Raw genomic sequence first — 17,461 nt, forward strand, 5'->3', positions numbered from 1 at the left:
GGGCTCATCATCCCCCGCTCACCGCCCGGCTCAGACGCCCAGGGGCACGGCCCGGCGCTCCACCCGGCTGGCGACGACCGCGCGGATCTCGGCGTGAATCTCCTCCCGGGGGCGGTTCGCGTCGACGGTGAGGTAGCGCGCGGGCTCCTCCTGGGCCAGTCGGAGGAACCCGTCGCGCACCCGGCCGCGGTAGGCGAGCAGCTCGGCTCCTGCCTCCTCGGCCGATCCGTCGGCCGATCGGTCGGCGCTGTTGGCAAGTTCGGCGGCAAGTTCGTCGGCCGGTTCGACGCCTGGTCCAGCGCCGATCGTGTCGGTTCCCGCGTCCGTGCCCGTGTCGTCGGCCACCGCCACCTTGGGGACGGCGGCCGGGTCGGTGACGATCTTCTCGTCGGCGACGGCGTCCGCGTTGGTGATGGCCTGCGGCCGCGCGCCGTCGAGCGCGGCCGCGGGGAGCCGGGGCGTGCCGACGGCCGTCCGCCGCGACCCGAGCTCGGCGGGCAGGTCCAGCAGCACGGTCAGGTCGGGAACGAGAGCGTGGGTGGCCCACTGGGCCAGCACGGCCAGTTCCGCGGTATCGACCGACCGGCTCGCGCACTGGAAGGCGATCCACGAGTCGACGTAGCGGTCCGAGATGACGATGGCGCCCCGGGCGAGCGCCGGCTCGATCACCCGGCTCACGTGCTCGGCGCGGTCGGCGGCGGCGAGCAGCGCCTCGGTGCGCGCGTGCAGGCGCGTCGTGGGGTCGAACAGCAGCTCCCGCAGCCTCGCGCCGGTTGTCGTGCCGCCGGAACCGGAGGTCACGACGACCTCGCGCCCGCTGGCGGCCAGCCAGGACCGCAGCAGCTCGACCTGGGTGGATCGCCCGGCCCCCTCGGCCCCCTCGACCGCGACGAACAGGCCGGCGTGACGCGGTCGCGTCGGCCTCGGCTTCCGGCCGCGCATCGCGTTCCACAGCTCCGGCCAGACCGCGACCCCGACCCGCTCGTCCATCTGGCGGTAGGCGAACAGCCCCACCGCCACCGCGAGCAGGCCCCCGCCGAGCAGGACGACGGTCACACCGTCCGCCCGCACGGTGATGTCCCCCCACAGGTGGATGCCGTGCGTGCCGATCAGGCCGACGAGGGCGGGTGCCGCCGCCAGCACCACCAGCAGGTCGATGCGCACCAGCGACTGCACCAGGGCGAAGGTCCGTCCCCGCAGCTCGTCGGAGACCTCGGCCTGCAGCAGCGTGTACCCGGTCACCCAGGCGACCCCGGCGAACGCCCCCACCGCCACCACCAGGATGCAGGCGATGACCAGGTTCGGGATGATGGCGACGATCACCAGGGTGATGCCGGCGCCGGTGACGCAGACGCCGAACAGGCGGGTCCGGCTGTAGTCGCCGAGCAGCTTCGGCCCGGCCGCCATCCCACCGGCCAGCCCGACGAACACCGCTCCGAACAGAACTCCATACGCGGAGTCACCACCACCGAGGATCTCGACATAGAGCCGGCCCAGGGCGATCACACACCCGGCCCCCGCGAATCCGCCGAGGATGCCCACGACCAACCCGCGGACCAACCGGTCGTGCCCGACGTAGCGCCAGCCCTCGGTGATCGAGGCCAGAAAACCGGGCTCGGGACCGGTCTCCGGGCGGGCGGCCCGGCCGATGCCCTTGAGCCCCCAGATCACGATGGCCGAGCCGAGGAAGGTCGCCGCGTTGAAATACAGCGCGAGATCGACGGAGGAGTCCCGGAAGAACGAAACGCTGGAGCCCAGCGTCCGCGAGATCGTCGCCAGCATGGTGAAGATGGCGGCGGCGAGCGGGGCCGTGCCGTAGGTCATGATCAGGCTCAGCGTGTTCGCCGCGGCGAGCCGCTCCCGCGGGACCAGGTGCGGGACGCTGGCGTCCTTCGCTGGCGCCCAGACCAGGGTGACCGCCTCGACCAGGAACGACGCGATGAGCAGCCATTCGAGCGTGCCGATGAGCGGGATCGAGACGAACAGCCCGAAGCGGATCACATCCGTGACGACCATCGTCAGCCGGCGGTCCAGCCGGTCGGCGAGCGCGCCGGCGAGCGGTCCGAGAATCAGGGCCGGCATCAGCCGGACGATCAGCAGCGAGCCGATCGCGTACGCCTGCCCCGAGAAGCTGTTCTGGAGCTGAGTGACCAGCGCGGTCGTGGCCAGCAGGCCCATCCAGTCGCCCAGGCTGGACAGGCTGAGCTGGATCCACATTCGGCGGAACTCGGGGATCCGCAGCACGGCGCGGATGTCGCTGTCGTCGCCGGCCGCGCTGCTTGCCCTGGGGGGCGGGGAGGGGACGGTCGTGACCGGATGCCGGCCCGGCATGCGCCCCAGCCGCGGCCGTCGGCCGCTACCACGGCGGCGGCCCGCGCCGTCGTCGTCCTGCCCCTCGACGCTGCGGACCGTGGCCCCCGGCAGGTCGGCGCTGGCGGCCCCCTGGCGATCCGCGCTCTGTTCGCCGGCGGGCCGGTCGTCGCCGCGTGGGCCGTCGTCGGGCGGGCTGTCGTGGCCGGGTCTCGCGGAGGACGTGGTCGAGGGGGCAGGGGTCGAAAGGGCGGGGGGCGGGGTCGCGGGGGACTCGGGAATGGTCGTCGTGGAGCCGGCCGTGGCGGGTCCCACGGCCGCCGCCGAGCCGTCCCCCGCCGAGCCGTCCCCCGCCGCGTCGACCGGCCCGTGAGCCGGACGGATCGGCGAGGCCATCAGTCCGTCCGACGGGTGCCACCGGACGCGGCGCCCGCGGCGCCGCCGCCGTCGTCCGCAGCGGACGACCCGGTGGCCGCAGGCTCCTCACCGGCCTTCTTCGCCCCGCTGCTCTTCGCTGCGGACCTGGTCGTGGCCGACTTCGCTTCCGAGCCCTCAGCGGTGGTGTCGGACTTGGCGGTGGTGTCGGACTTGGCGGCCTTCTTCGCCGTCGTGGACTTCGCCGTCGTGGACTTCGCCGCGGTCGACTTCGCCGACGCCGTCTTCGTCGTCTTCGCCGTCGTGGACTTCGCTGCGCCGCTCTTCGAGGCCGTCGTCTTCGCGGTGCCTCGGGCGGCTCGCTTCGCGGGAGCCGGACCGCGGGCCCGGCGGTCGGCGAGCAGCTCCGCGGCGCGCGCGTCCGTGATCGACTCGACGGCGTCGCCCTTGCGCAGGCTCGCGTTGGTCTCGCCGTCGGTCACGTAGGGCCCGAACCGGCCCTCCCGGACGACCATCGGCTTGCCGCTCGCCGGATCGTTGCCGAGCTCGCGCAGCGGGGGGTCTGGGCGGCCTGGCGGCGTCCGCGCGCCTTGGGCTGCGCGAGCAGCGCCAGCGCCTCCTCGAGCGTCACCGTGAACAACTGATCCTCGGACTCCAGCGACCGGCTCTCGGTGCCCTTCTTCACGTAGGGGCCGTACCGCCCGTTCTGCGCGGTCACCTCCTCGCCGTCGGCACCGGCGCCCAGCGTCCGGGGCAGCGTCAGCAGCTTCACGGCGTCGTCGAGGGTCAGCGTCTCCAGCGACATCGTGCGCAGCAGGCTGGAGGTGCGCGGCGGGTCGGTGTCCGTGGTGACGTACGGGCCGAACCGACCGGCCTTGGCCGTGATCGTCGCGCCGGTGGCGGTGTCCACCCCCAGCACCCGGTCCCCGCTCGGGGCGGCCAGCAGCTCCAGGGCGCGGGTCACGGTGAGCTCGTCCGGGGCCAGGTCGTCGGGCACGCTGGCCCTGCCCTCCCCGAGCTGGACGTAGGGGCCGTACCGCCCGACGCGCACCACGACCGTCGTGCCGTCGTCGGCCTCGCCGAGCGGGATCGAGTTCACCTCGCGGGCGTCGATCTCGCCGAGCCGCTCGCTGACGAGGTGCTTGAGCCCGGCCGCGGTGGCGGGATCGGTGCCGTCCCCGGTGCCGAAGTAGAAGCGGGTCAGCCAGTCGGTGGACGCCGAGGTCCCGGCCGCGATGTCGTCGAGGTCGTCCTCCATCGTCGCGGTGAACCGGTAGTCCACCAGCCGGCCGAAGTGGTCCTCCAGCAGGCCGACGACGGCGAAGGCGACGAAGCTCGGCACGAGCGCCGAGCCCTTCTTCCACACGTAGCCGCGATCCTGGATCGTGCCGATGATCGAGGCGTACGTGGACGGCCGGCCGATCCCGAGCTCCTCGAGCGTCTTGACCAGGCTGGCCTCGGTGAAGCGGGCGGGCGGGCTGGTGGTGTGTCCGCGGGGGGTCAGCGAGCGGACCGCCAGCGGGTCGCCCTGACGCACGTCGGGCAGGCGCCGCTCCCGGTCCTCCAGCTCGGCGTCGGGATCGTCGGCGCCCTCGACGTAGGCGCGCAGGAAGCCGGGGAAGGTGATGACCTTGCCGGACGCCGAGAACTCCGCGTCCTCCCCGGCCGACGAGGTGGCGCCGAGCCGGATCGTGGCGCTCGTGCCCCGGGCGTCGGCCATCTGGCTGGCGACGGTGCGCTGCCAGATCAGCTCGTAGAGCCGGTAGGAGTCGACGTCGAGCTCGCCGCGAACCTCGCCGGGGGTGCGGAAGTGATCGCCGGCGGGCCGGATCGCCTCGTGCGCCTCCTGGGCGTTCTTGACCTTCTTGGTGTAGGTGCGCGGGCTGGCCGGGACGTACTCCGGCCCGTAGAGGCTCTCCGCCTGGCTGCGGGCGGCGGCGAGCGCCGTCTCGGACAGGTTCGTCGAGTCGGTGCGCATGTAGGTGATGTAGCCGTTCTCGTACAGCCGCTGCGCGATCTGCATGGTGCGCTGGCTGGAGAACCGCAGCTTGCGGCCCGCCTCCTGCTGCAGCGTGGAGGTCATGAACGGCGGGTACGGCGAGCGGCGGTACGGCTTGGTCTCCACCGAGCGCACCGCGAACGCCGCCCCGGCCAGCCGGTCGGTGAGGGCCCGCGCGCCCGCCTCGTCCAGCCGGGTCACGCTGGACGAGGTCAGCTCGCCGGTCGGGGCGAAGTCCCGGCCGGTGGCGATCCGGTTGCCGTCGAGGGCGACCAGCGTCGCCGGCAGCGGCGTCCGCTCCACGCCCGCGCCGGCCGGGTCCGCGGCGGCCCCGTCGCCTCCGGCCGGCCAGCCCTGACGGGCGACCGTCGCGCCGAACAGGCCCTCGATGTTCCAGTACTCCGCGGCGCGGAACCGCATCCTGGCCCGCTCCCGCTCGACCAGGACCCGGGTCGCCACGCTCTGGACGCGGCCCGCCGACAGCTTCGGCATGACCTTCTTCCACAGCACGGGGGAGACCTCGTAGCCGTAGAGGCGGTCCAGGATGCGACGGGTCTCCTGCGCGTTGACCAGGTTCTCGTCGATCTCGCGGGGGTTGTCGACGGCGCGGCGGATCGCCTGCGGAGTGATCTCGTGGAACACCATCCGCTTCACCGGCACCGTCGGCTTGAGCGTCTGGAGCAGGTGCCAGGCGATCGCCTCGCCCTCGCGGTCCTCGTCTGTCGCGAGGTAGAGCTCGCTGGCTTCCTTCACCAACGCTTTGAGCTTGCTGACCTGCATCTTCTTGTCTGGCGTCACCACGTAGAGCGGCTCGAAGTCGTTGTCGACGTCCACGCCGAGCCGGGCCCACGGCTTGCCCTTGTGCGCGGCCGGAACATCGGCGGCGCTGCGCGGCAGATCGCGGATGTGGCCGATGCTCGACTCGACCTGCCAGCCCGGCCCGAGGTAACCGGCGATGGTCTTCGCCTTGGCCGGGGACTCCACGATCACCAGGCGGGTGCCCGAGCCGGGGGTCGGTTCGGGCGCGGCACCGGCGGCGTCGCTCGAACCGGTCGCCGGCCGGCCGGCCGCCCGGCGTCCCGTGGCGGCTCGGCTTGCGGCCGCCCGGCCGCTCGGACGCGTGGCGGGCACCTCGGTCGGAGCCGCGCTCGCGCCCGGGCTCGGCGTGGAGCCGGTCCCGGTGGGCTCGCCGGGCTCGGCGACCGGTGCGGCTGACCGCGCGGTCGTCCGTGTCGTCGTCTTCGTGCGCGGTGGCACTTCTCTCCTCGGTGCGGCGTGCTCGGTGCGATGACCGGTGGGCGAAGCGTAGGTCGACTCTCCGGAGCGTAGGTCCCGGATATGGCGGATGTTGCTCGGTCGGAGCTCGGTGCTGGATCTGGCGTGGCCCGGCGAACGGTCGTCCGGCGGGCGCTGATCGGGCGGGCGGCGGCCGCCGGTGTGCAAGCGGTGCCTCGCAGCACCGTACGCCGCTGTCGGATTCCGCGGAGCTTCCCGTCCGGGTATGACCCCGGTAGCCCGACGCTTACCCACGGCTCACCCGATGACGCCTGAACGGCCCGACCGGGCCCGCACGAGGGTGCGCCATGGTGGTATGAAGCCGCGATCTCAGGCGCGTTGAGGCTACGCCGGGTGACCTTTTCGGATGCTTGTCCCGGCGTTCCGGCGTCCCGGCGTCCCGGCAGGGGCCGGTGCACGGTCGCACGGCCGGGCCGGGATCAAGGTGTCCCGGGACGGCCGGCGGGCACGGAGCGGATCTCGTGCCGGCCGGCCGGCGGGACCGGACCGCCGTCAGACGTTGATCTTCTGTGGGCTCGGGGGCGTCGGCCGCGCGGCCGGCGGACTGCCGGCGATCATCGAGCTGCGCCGCTTGGACACGACGATCACCGCCACGATGACGGCGACCGCGGCGACGGCGATGCCGATGCGCAACGGCGTGTTGCGGTCGGCGCCGACCGAGTACTTCACCACCGTCGGCGCGATCAGCAGGCTGACCAGGTTCATCACCTTGAGTAGCGGGTTGATGGACGGCCCGGCGGTGTCCTTGAACGGGTCGCCCACCGTGTCGCCGATCACCGTCGCGGCGTGGACCTCCGAGCCCTTCCCGCCGTAGTTTCCGTCCTCGACGAGCTTCTTCGCGTTGTCCCACGCGCCACCGGAGTTCGCCAGGAACACGGCCATCAGGACGCCGCCGGCGATGGCCCCGCCGAGGAACGCCCCCAGGGGCGGGTAACCGAGGCCGAAGCCGACCGCAATCGGCGCGAGGACCGCCAGCGTCCCCGGGGTAATCAGTTCACGGAGCGAATCCCTGGTGCAGATGTCGACAACCGCGCCGTAGTCCGGCTTCTCGCTGCCGGTCATGATTCCGGGCCTGGTGCGGAACTGGTTGCGCACCTCCATCACGACCCGTCCGGCCGCCCGGCCCACCGCGTTGATGGCGAGCCCGGAGAACAGGAAGACGACGGCCGCGCCGATGACGAGCCCGACCAGCGCGTCGGGATACGCGATGTTCAGGCCGCCGACCGTCCCTCGGCCGGTCTCCGGTCGGACGCCGGCGTCCCCGAGAGCATTGGTGACCGTGTCGGTGAACGACCCGAACAGCGCGGTCGCGGCCAGGACGGCGGTGGCGATCGCGATGCCCTTCGTGATGGCCTTCGTGGTGTTGCCCACGGCGTCGAGCGAGGTCAGGATGGCGCCGCCCGCCTCGTCCATCTCCCCGGACATCTCGGCGATGCCCTGGGCGTTGTCGCTCACCGGACCGAAGGTGTCCATTGAGACGATGACGCCGACCGTGGTCAGCAGTCCGGTGCCCGCCAGCGCGACCGCGAACAGCGCGATCGTGACGCTACCCGAACCGAGCAGGTAGGCCCCGAAGACCGCGGCCCCGATGAGCAGGGAGGAGTAGACGGCGGATTCCAGGCCGACGCCGATGCCGGCGAGAATGTTCGTGGCCGGACCGGTGAGCGACGCCTGGGCCACGTCGCGCACCGGCCGGCGGGTCGTCTCGGTGAAGTATCCCGTGAGCACCTGGATGGCCGCGGCGAGCGCAATGCCGATGAGAACGGCACTGATCGCGATGACCCGCGGATTGCCCGACTGGGTGCTGGCCTCGAGTCCTGGGAACCCGGCGAAGTCCGTCGGCAGATAGAGCACCGAGACGATCACCACGCCGATCGCCGACACCACCGCGGAGAGGAAGAAGCCGCGATTGATCGCGGCCATCCCGCTCCGATCCCCGGCCCGTGGCGATACCGCGAAGATGCCGATGACCGCCGTGACGACCCCGACGGCCGGGATCAGCAGCGGGAACACCAGCCCTCGCTCGCCGAAGGCGCTCACCCCGAGGATCAGCGCGGCGACCAGGGTGACCGCGTAGGACTCGAACAGGTCCGCGGCCATCCCGGCGCAGTCACCCACATTGTCGCCGACGTTGTCGGCGATCGTCGCCGCGTTGCGCGGGTCGTCCTCCGGAATTCCCTGCTCGACCTTTCCGACCAGGTCGGCTCCGACGTCAGCGGCCTTGGTGAAGATGCCACCGCCGACCCGCATGAACATCGCGAGGAGGGCGGCCCCGAAGCCGAATCCCTCCAGTACCTGCGGCGCGGTGTCCCGGAAGACGAGCACCACGACGGCGGCGCCGAGCAGGCCCAGACCGACCGTGAACATGCCCACGACGCCACCCGTCCGGAAGGCGATGCGGACCGCGGCCTTCTCGCCACGGCTCATCGCCGCGGCCGCCGTGCGGGTGTTGGCCCTGGTCGCCAGCGACATCCCGACAAAGCCGACGAGCGCGGAGAAAAGGGCGCCGACGACGAAGAAGACCGATCGGCCGATCTTGGCGCCGGTGTCGTCGGCCGGAAGGAGCAGTAGGACAAATGGAATGACGACGACAAAGCCGGCCAACGTCTTGAACTGCCGCCTGAGGTAGGCGGCCGCGCCTTCCTGGACCGCCTGCCCGACCTCCACCATCCGTGCGGTTCCGGGGCTGGCGGCCAACACCTCCCGTACCAGGTAGCCGGCAACGAGCAGCGCGAGGGCTGCGATTATCGCCACACCGGCGACCAGGCCGAGGGCGCTGCCGCTAAGGTCGATTCCAGTGCCCTGGGACTGCAGGGCGCGGGTCGGGGACATGGCTCCTCCCGGTCTACTCCGTGCACCCTCCGCGCGTGTCGATGGCTCATCGGTGCCGGTTCCGGCGGTCACCTGGGCATGGAGACGGTGGCGGTCGGGCGCCGCATCTGACGACGCCCGGAGTGAGATCGGCCGGATTCGTCCCGAATTCGACGCTTTCCGACCGGACTCACGGGGAGCACAAGGGGATCTCCGACGGTTGGATCAACCGTCCGCGAGATGCGGCGGAGTCTATCCACACGAGTGTGACGTGCGCTGCTTTTTCTGCGCCACCCGCCGGGTCGGCCGCGTTCGAATGCTTAGCGTGAAGGCGCGCGCTGATTCCTATTTATCCCGGTAAAGGGCGAAAGGCACCCGCGAGAACCGGGCGGTGGGAACATCCAGTCCGAGGGGCGCACGGTCGCCGTCGGACGGGCGGAGACCCTGAGCGCCCATGGAGCGCGGGAGGGACCGCGCCCGTCCCGAGGTCGTGCCACGACGCGCGGGAACCCCCCGAAGCCCGCACCGACCAGGGCGTAGCAGACGGAAAACTCCACCCATCAGCTTCTAGGGTGGAGAGGAGGTCAACGGGCCGTCTTGTAGGGCACGGCCTCGACGTCGACGCCGGTGTTCCAGGTCATCGCCACGACGGTGCCCACCCCGTCGGGTCCGCGGCTGATCTCGACCTCGTCGACCAGGCCCTCGATGAGGGCGAGCCCGAGGCCCGGCGGGAACCCCGCGCTGTCCTCGGCCGAGTCGTCGTCGGACGGCTCGGACCACCAGGGCGGGTCGGCGGCCTCGGGTGCGAGGTCCAGCAGCGTGGAGGCAGTGACGAGGCCGCCGTCGGGACCCGGCGCGACCTCGTCGCCGGTGCGCCCGCAGTCCGCGACGGTGATGGTGAAGGTGTCGGGCGTGTCGATGAGAGCGACATGCACCGGCGACTCGGGCGCATGCCGGCGGTTCACCCGCACCGCGCGGGCGCATGCCTCCGTGACCGCCAGTTTGATCTCGTCGGCGGCTCCGGCGGGGACGCCGGCCCGGCGGCTGACCGCCGTGGCGATCATCCGCGCCGTGCGGACGTGTCCGTTCAGGGCGGCGAACCGCAGCTCAACGGTGGGCATACGGCGGTGCCTGCCTTTCCGAAGGCGTGATGTCCGGCTCACTCACTCGCTGGCGGCGAGTGCTTCCTCGATGGAGGAATGGATCGGGAAGACCTTGGTGAGACCGGTGATCCGGAAGATCTTGAGGATGCGTTCCTGGGTGCAGACCAGCCGCAGGGAACCCTCGTGCGCGCGCACTCGCTTGAGGCCGCCGACCAGGACTCCGAGGCCGGTCGAGTCGAGGAACTCGACGCCCTCCATGTCGACGACCAGGTGGTACGAGCCCCCCGACACAAGATCAATGAGCTGTTCGCGCAGCTTCGGTGCGGTGTACACGTCGATCTCGCCGCCCACCACGACGACCGTGTGGTTGCCTTCCTGGCGAGTCGTGAGGGACAGGTCCACGGATCCTCCTTGGGTGCCTCCGGCCGTCCCGCGCTTCGGGCGACCGACATCACGGCGCCATTACCCTCCCACGAGGAGGATCAATCCGGTGGGCCGCGACACAGATCGCGGTGCCCCGGTATTCCGGCGGCGTGGTCGATGACGTCTGCTGGAATCTATCCCTGATCTTGTCCGGACGGGGCTGGTCGGCCGCACCGAGTCGCGGTTGTGCGACGGGTGGTCCGTCGGGTGGTGGCCCGTGGATCGCCCATCGTCCTGCCGTCGGCGGCGCCACGGCGCATATCCTCGACGGTCGTGGGTTCGCCGGCGGATATCGGCGGCGCGGACACGGTCCTCGCCGGGCTTCGTCGCGATGCGCGGCGGGCGCAGTGCATGACGCACGTCGAGCCGGTTGCCGCCCGGCCGGGGCGGCGGGCGCCCTGGCCGGAGTGGGTCGACCCGGTGCTGCGTGGGCGGTGGGTCGCCGCCGGGATCGACGAGCCGTGGACGCACCAGGCGGCCGCAGCCGACGCCGCCCATGCCGGCCGCAGCGTCGTGCTGGCGACCGGCACGGCCTCCGGGAAGTCGCTGGGATACCTGATGCCGGTCCTGTCGCGGCTGCTCACGCAGCCCGGCGCCCGCGCGCTCTACCTGTCGCCGACGAAGGCGCTCGCCCATGATCAGCTCCGCGCGGTGCGGGCGCTGCGGCTCACCGGGGTCCGGGCCGCCACCTACGACGGCGACACACCGGCAGCCGAGCGGGACTGGGTCCGGGCCCACGCCGGCCTCGTCCTGACAAATCCCGACATGCTCCATCGCGGGATCCTGCCCCAACACCGGCGGTGGGCGCAGTTCCTGCGCGGGCTGAGGTTCGTCGTGATCGACGAATGCCACGGCTACCGCGGCGTGTTCGGCGCGCACGTCGCCGCGGTGATCCGGCGGCTGCGGCGGGTCTGCGCGCGTTACGGGTCGGAGCCGGTGTTCCTGCTGGCGTCCGCCACCACCGCCGACCCGGGACTGTCGGCCGGGCGGCTCACCGGCGTCGACGTCGAGGTGATCGACGACGACGGCGCACCCCGAGGCCCGATGGACTTCGTGCTCTACGAACCCCCGCTGCTGTGGCGGCGGCAGGCCGAGCGAGAGGGGGGCGGTGCCCCGGGCGAGCCGCGCGGTGCCGGTGAGAACGGCGCGCCGGTCCGGCGTTCGGTCACCGCGGAATCGGCCGACCTCCTCGCCGATCTCGTCGCCGACGGCGTGCGCACCCTGGTGTTCGTCCGGTCCCGGCGGTCGGCGGAGGTCGTGGCGGTCACCGCTCGGCGCGAGCTGGGTCAGATCGGTTCGGACCTGGCGGACCGGGTGGCGGCCTACCGGGCCGGTTACCTGCCGGAAGAGCGCCGCGAGCTGGAACGGCGGCTGCGCGCGGGCGACCTGCTCGGAGTCGCGACGACGTCGGCGCTGGAGCTCGGGGTGGACATCAGCGGCCTGGACGCCACCGTCACCGCCGGCTTTCCGGGCACCCTCGCCTCGCTGTGGCAGCAGGCCGGCCGGGCCGGCCGGGACGGGCAGCGGTCGCTGGCGGTGCTGGTCGCGCGGGACGACCCGCTCGACACGTACCTCGTCCACCATCCGGAGGCGGTGTTCGGCCGGTCGGTGGAGGCCTGTGTGTTCGACCCGGACAACCCCTACGTGCTCGCCCCGCAGTTGGAGTGCGCCGCCGCCGAGCTGCCGCTCACCGAGGCGGACCTGGGCCTGTTCGGCCCGGCGGCGGCGCGTGTCGTCGACGACCTGGTCCGCCGCGGGCGGCTGCGCCGCCGGCCCACCGGCTGGTTCTGGACCCAGCGGGGCCGCCCGGAGGTGGACATCCGGGGTACCGGGGGCCCTCCGGTCCGCATCGTCGAGACGGCCACCGGGCGCCTGCTGGGCACGGTCGACGCGGCCGCCGCGCACTCCGCGGTGCACCCCGGTGCGGTCTACCTCCATCAGGGCTCGAGCTTCGTCGTGGACGACCTGGACCTACCCGAATCCGTGGCGTTCGTCCACGAGGAGTCCCCGGAGTGGACGACGGTCGCGCGCGAGCACACCGACATCCGGATCGTCGAGGCGTCGCGATCGCGCGTCCTGCCCGACGTGGAGGTGCACCTCGGGGTGGTCGAGGTCACCAGCCAGGTCGTCGGCTACCAGCGCCGGCTCGTCGCGACCGGCGAGGTGCTCGGCCAGGAGCCGCTGGACCTGCCGCCGAGGCAGTTGCGAACCCGCGCAGTCTGGTACACCGTCACCGACGGCCTGCTCGCGGGCGCCGCCGTCGAGTCCGCGGACGTGCCCGGCGCGGTGCACGCCGCCGAGCATGCGGCCATCGGCCTGCTTCCGCTGTTCGCCACCTGCGATCGCTGGGACATCGGCGGGGTGTCGACCGCCCTGCACCCGGACACGGGCCGGACCAGCGTGTTCGTCTACGACGGCCACGCCGGCGGCGCGGGATTCGCCGAACGGGGATTTCTGCGCATCGGGGAGTGGCTGGCCGCGACCCGGGACGCCATCGGCGCCTGCGAATGCCCGGCCGGCTGCCCGTCCTGTGTGCAGTCGCCGAAATGCGGCAACGGAAACGAACCGCTCGACAAGGCCGCCGCCTGGCGTCTTCTCACCGCGGTGACCGGCGCGGTCGGCTGAACCGCGGATCACACTGCGCCCGTGCGGTTCCGCCCCGACCAAAGACGGGTAGGCCGAGCCCAGCGGCTCTTCGCGGCCAGTTTCGCCCACGTCCATGGTTCTGGAGGTACCGGTGGTAACCGTCGGTGTCGTGTTGTTGCTGGTAGCGGGGGTCTTCACCGCCGATCTGGTGCTGGAGAACGGTGGCCACACAGATGTGATGATCATGGGGCAGTCCCTCTCCTTCGATATCTGGGGCCTGTTCGTGCTGGGTCTCGCGGCCGGGGTGCTGGTCGTCGCGGGGGTGCAGTTGACCCTGCAGGGCCTGGCGCGGGACCGGCACCGCCGGCGGGTCGAGCGGCAGCGGGCGCGCGAGCTGGCGGCGATCCGAACGGCTCCGGCGTCTTCCGCGCCGGTGCCGGCCGGCGCCGCGCCGCCCGCGCCCGCGGCGACGCGCCCGGCTGCGGCCGCCGGACGGCCCGACGAGCGGACCCCCGACGGACCCAGGCGGACTCGCCCCACCCTCGCCAAGCGCCCCACCCTCGCCAAGAGCTCCACTCCGGCCAAGAGCTCCACTCCGGCGAAGCAGCCCGTCGCTGAGGCCGGCGCGGCTTCCGAGACTCGCCCGGTCTTCGAGCCTCGGCCGGCTTCCGAGGCCCGCCCGGTCTTCGAGCCCCGGCCGGCCGCCGAGACCGTCCCTGCGCATGGCGCGGACACCTCGCCCACCTGGGCCGGCGACGTTCGGCAGACCGCGCCGGTGCGGTCCGCGGTGCGCGTCCCCACCCCGTCGACGCCGCCGGCCTCGACCAACCCGCCGGCCTCGACCAACCCGCCGGCCTCGACCAACCCGCCGGCCTCGACCAACCCGCCGGCCTCGACCAACCCGCCGGCCTCGACCAACCCGCCGGCCTCGACCAACCCGGCGACCGATCCGCCGTCCGCCGGGTCCAGCGCGCCGGTGCGGACAAACAGCCATCCGCGACGTGGCGACCGGATCGTGGCCCGCGTCGCGGACCTGGGCCGACGCGAGAGCCGCGACCACGACTCGGCCGACCAGACCGTTCAGGACGGAGCGGGGGCCCGCCCCTGACCGTTCGCTTCCTGGGACGGGGCAGGTAGGTGCCCGCCGCGCCGACCCCGGGGCCGGCCCGGCCGTGGACGTGCCGCTGCACTCGGAAACAGTGGTCAGGAGGGGGAAGCGGGCGGGGTGGATACCGGGGTGTGGTCGGGTGCCTGCGCCTGCGCGACGATGATCGTGATCGCCGTGCCGCGGGCGACGACGCCGCCCCGGGGCCGTTGGGAGACGACCGTCCCCGGTGCCTCGCTTCCCGGCCGTGGCTCCTCGATGACGTCGAGACCGAGGCCGCGCAGTGTCTCCGTGGCCGTGGCGCGATCCTGACCGACGACACCGGGCACCGTGACCTGGCGGCTCACCACGGTGATCGTGACCGTCGTCCCGTAGGCGACCTGAGTGTTGCCCGGCGGTTGCACCTTCGCGACCAGACCCGCCCCCACGTCCGAGGGGCCGGAGTCCGTCCGGGTCACCACGGTCAGTCCGGCGGTCTCCAGGCTGGACCGTGCGTCCACCTCAGACCAGCCGACGACGTTGGTGACCGTGGTGTGCCCCGGGCCGGTGGACACATCGATCCGTAGGGCCGCGTCCCGACTCACCCGGGTGCCGCTGGTCGGGTCGACCGCGAGGACGATGCCCGCGGGCTGGTCAGCGGGCAGGTAGTTTCTGGTGATGTTCGTGAACCGGGCGGCGCGCAGTTCCCGCTCGGCCGCGTCGGCACCCCGTCCCACGACGTCGGGGATGGCGGTCAGGTCGTCCTGATCGTCCGGCCCGGCGCCCGGCGTGACGACCCGGGGGATCGTGACCTGCGAGTTCGTCGGCCCGGTGGAGACGACCAATGTCACCGTGGTGGACGCGTCGGCCCGCGACCCGCTCACCGGATCCACGGAGAGGACGCTGTCGCGCGGGTGGTCGTCGGCGTGCGTGTCCTCCCGGATGGAACGGAACCCGGCCGCACGCAGTCGGGTCGCCGCCTCGTGGAACGGGAGCCCGATCAGATCGTCCGGAATGATGGTGTCCGCCTGCCCGGATGTCCCGGCGGTGGTCCGGTCAGGCCCGTCTGCCTGGACGACGAGCCAGGCACCGAGCAGGGTGACCATCACGCCGAGCGCCACGGCGACGAGCACCCGCGTGGACGCGAAGGCCTTACGGATGGGTGGTGCGGCCTCGGCGGGGGCCGAGGGTTCGGGTCGCGGGGCGGCGGACTCCGGCTGCGGTGGGATGGCTCGCGGCTCGGGGATCTGCGAGGGCTCCGGGAGCTCCTGGAGGCCCGGGAGCGCCGTGTCCGTGACGAGACGCTCCAGCGCGGTCAGGTCCGGGCCGACCGCCGCGAGGCTGCCGGTCTGTGCCGCGCCGGCGTGTGTCGGGCCGGCAGGAGAAGGTGCCGCGGCGCCGAGGGTGACCAGGCTTCGCAGCAGCTCCTCAGCGGTGGGCCGGGCTCGGGGATCGCGCCTCATGGCCTGCCGTACGACGGCGCCCAGAGCCGGATCAAGGCCTTCCAGATCGGGGTCAGTCTGCATGACCCGGAACAGTTGACTGGCGGCCGGGCCTTCCCCGAACGGGAGATGCCCGGTGCCTGCGAAGACCACCAGACCGCCCCAGGCCCAGACGTCCGCGGAGCTGGTGACACCGTCCGCGCGGATCTGCTCGGGCGCCATGAAGGCCGGCGTGCCGACGATCGAATCCTGCGTGACGCGGGTGGAATCGGCCGCATAGGCAATTCCGAAGTCGATCACGCGTGGCCCGAACGACGAGAGCAGGACGTTCGAGGGCTTGAGATCGCGGTGGACGAGACCGGCTCCGTGGATCGCGGTCAGCGCCGCGGCGACGCTCACCGCGACCCGTTCGAGGTCCGCGGCGCCCAGCGGTCCGCCGGTGCTCACCGCCTCTGCCAGGGTGGGGCCGTCGATGAACTCCGTGACGATGAATGGCTGCCCGTCCGGCGGGTCGACGGCGTCGAGAAGTTCCGCCGTGCAGAACCGGGCAACGCGGCGGGCCACCTCGGCCTCGCGCCGGAACCGTGCGCGGAACGCGGGAACGGCGGCGATGCCGGCCCGGATCACCTTGATCGCGACGAGACGTCCTTCCGGCGCGCGGCCCAGGTAGACGGTGCCCATCCCGCCCTCGCCGAGCCGGCCGACAACGCGGTAACCGGCCAGCTCGGACGGGTCCCCGGGCCGCAACGCAGCCACCTCCGCCCGGCCGGCGACCTCCGCCCGGCCGGCGAGCTCGGGAGGAGGCGCGGTGAGAGGTGGCCCGTCCGCTGGCGGACCGTCGCCGCTGCGCGGGCTGGTCGGAGGTACGGCGCGGCCACCCAGAGAACCCGGGGCCGCGGAGGTTGGTTTCTCGGCGCTTCGGCATTCGTCCACGCGACCTCCGGCCTCCGGTCGGCGCGTCGGACGGCACGCCATTCCGGAGTCATCGACGCGAGGCGATCCCGATCGGTTGCGGAAACGGGGCAGGGCTGTCGTGAACGTGACACACGCCAGCTCAGGCGGTCAGACCGGTCAGGGCGGAGCGGGGGCCTGCTCCTGACCATTCGCTTCCTGGGACGTCGGCAGATAGGCGCCGGCCGCCCCGCCCCATGGGCCGGCCCGGGCGTGGACACTCAGATCGCCCAGCCTGCCGATCACTGCCGGCAGGTGCACGCTGACGGCGATCTCCACCGCGTCGGCGACGATCCGGCAGTCCACCAGGCGCGTCCCGTTGGCGGCGCTGATCTCCCGGGCCCGCCTGCACACGGCCTGCTCGTCGACCGGGGGCAGGGCTGCCGCGGCGAGCGCCGCGAGATCGGCGGCCGTCGCGGCCCGTTGCCGCGACGCGCCGATCACCGTCACGGTGAAGGCGAGGTCGGCCAGCGACAGCAGCGCGAACAGGACGGCGAGCAGCCACACCGTCGCTGATCCGCCGTCCCGCCGCTCCCCGGTCGCCGCGTGGGCGGCGAGGCCCGCCAGCGGGAGAGGGCGCCCACCCGTGGTCATGGTGGCCCCGGCGGCGCGCAGCCCGGTGCCGTGCAGGCGGCCGGTTCCACGGGCGTGACGGCGTGCGCCGTCACGACGAGTGCCGGCGCCAGCCGCCCGAGGCCGGTGGCACCGACCGGCGCCGAGACCTCGACGTCCAGCAGGTCAGCACGGCGGTGCAGCCGCAGGGTCGCGCCGCGGGGCGCCGCCCGGGTCACCGCGGCGGAGACCGTCGCCTGCGCCTCGCCCCTGGCCGCGAGCCGGGCGCCGACCCGTGCCGCATCGGCGCACCGGGCCTGCGCGCCGACCGCCGCGAGCATCCAGGCCGCGAGGAAGAAGGCGACGAACAGTGACGGCAGGCCCACGGCGAGTTCGGCGGTCGCCTGACCGTTGTCCGCCCCGCGGGTGATGTCCCGCCGGCGCTGGGCGACGGTCGGTGGATGGGTCGGTGGATGGGGGGTGGAATGTGCGCGGCGCGTCCGCGGCGCCGCCCAGGACCATCGCACTG

Annotated in this window: 9 protein-coding genes and 1 pseudogene; 2 read left to right on the top strand and 8 right to left on the bottom strand. The window is 73.0% G+C overall.

Annotated elements, in window-relative coordinates:
• Positions 1 to 30: 30 nt before the first annotated feature.
• From tmk to AC5R91_RS21305, 5 genes and pseudogenes are all read right to left on the bottom strand, one after another.
• A complete protein-coding gene (gene tmk / locus AC5R91_RS21285; protein ID WP_495393088.1) occupies positions 31 to 2,706 on the bottom strand; it encodes a dTMP kinase in 2,676 nt (891 codons plus the stop codon).
• Positions 2,706 to 5,941: pseudogene (gene topA / locus AC5R91_RS21290) on the bottom strand (type I DNA topoisomerase). Before topA ends, tmk begins: the two are co-directional and overlap by 1 nt.
• 531 nt (positions 5,942 to 6,472) lie before the next feature.
• Positions 6,473 to 8,812, bottom strand: coding sequence for a sodium-translocating pyrophosphatase (locus tag AC5R91_RS21295; protein ID WP_495393089.1), 2,340 nt, complete (start codon positions 8,810 to 8,812; stop codon positions 6,473 to 6,475).
• 563 nt (positions 8,813 to 9,375) lie between these two features.
• Complete coding sequence (locus tag AC5R91_RS21300; RefSeq protein WP_495393090.1) at positions 9,376 to 9,912, bottom strand: ATP-binding protein; 537 nt, start codon at positions 9,910 to 9,912, stop codon at positions 9,376 to 9,378.
• Positions 9,913 to 9,954: 42 nt separating this feature from the next.
• On the bottom strand, positions 9,955 to 10,296 hold the full coding sequence (locus AC5R91_RS21305) for an STAS domain-containing protein (protein ID WP_009741728.1): 342 nt from the start codon (positions 10,294 to 10,296) through the stop codon (positions 9,955 to 9,957).
• A gap of 372 nt (positions 10,297 to 10,668) precedes the next feature.
• Here AC5R91_RS21305 and AC5R91_RS21310 point away from each other — a divergent pair, with 372 nt between their 5' ends.
• Positions 10,669 to 12,942, top strand: coding sequence for a DEAD/DEAH box helicase (locus AC5R91_RS21310; RefSeq protein ID WP_495393091.1), 2,274 nt, complete (start codon positions 10,669 to 10,671; stop codon positions 12,940 to 12,942).
• Between the two features lie 112 nt (positions 12,943 to 13,054).
• A complete protein-coding gene (locus tag AC5R91_RS21315; RefSeq protein ID WP_495393092.1) occupies positions 13,055 to 14,011 on the top strand; it encodes a hypothetical protein in 957 nt (318 codons plus the stop codon).
• Positions 14,012 to 14,106: 95 nt separating this feature from the next.
• On the opposite strand, the gene AC5R91_RS21320 is transcribed toward AC5R91_RS21315, so the two are convergent.
• The 3 genes from AC5R91_RS21320 to AC5R91_RS21330 form a co-directional block, all read right to left on the bottom strand.
• Positions 14,107 to 16,185, bottom strand: coding sequence for a PASTA domain-containing protein (locus AC5R91_RS21320; protein WP_495393093.1), 2,079 nt, complete (start codon positions 16,183 to 16,185; stop codon positions 14,107 to 14,109).
• Between the two features lie 315 nt (positions 16,186 to 16,500).
• Positions 16,501 to 16,974 (bottom strand): Rv3654c family TadE-like protein, encoded by a 474-nt coding sequence (locus AC5R91_RS21325; protein ID WP_495393094.1) that lies wholly within the window; start codon positions 16,972 to 16,974, stop codon positions 16,501 to 16,503.
• On the bottom strand, positions 16,971 to 17,459 hold the full coding sequence (locus AC5R91_RS21330) for a TadE family type IV pilus minor pilin (RefSeq protein ID WP_495393095.1): 489 nt from the start codon (positions 17,457 to 17,459) through the stop codon (positions 16,971 to 16,973). Before AC5R91_RS21330 ends, AC5R91_RS21325 begins: the two co-directional genes overlap by 4 nt.
• Positions 17,460 to 17,461: the final 2 nt, after the last annotated feature.

The sequence above is a fragment of the Frankia sp. BMG5.60 genome (assembly GCF_059428125.1).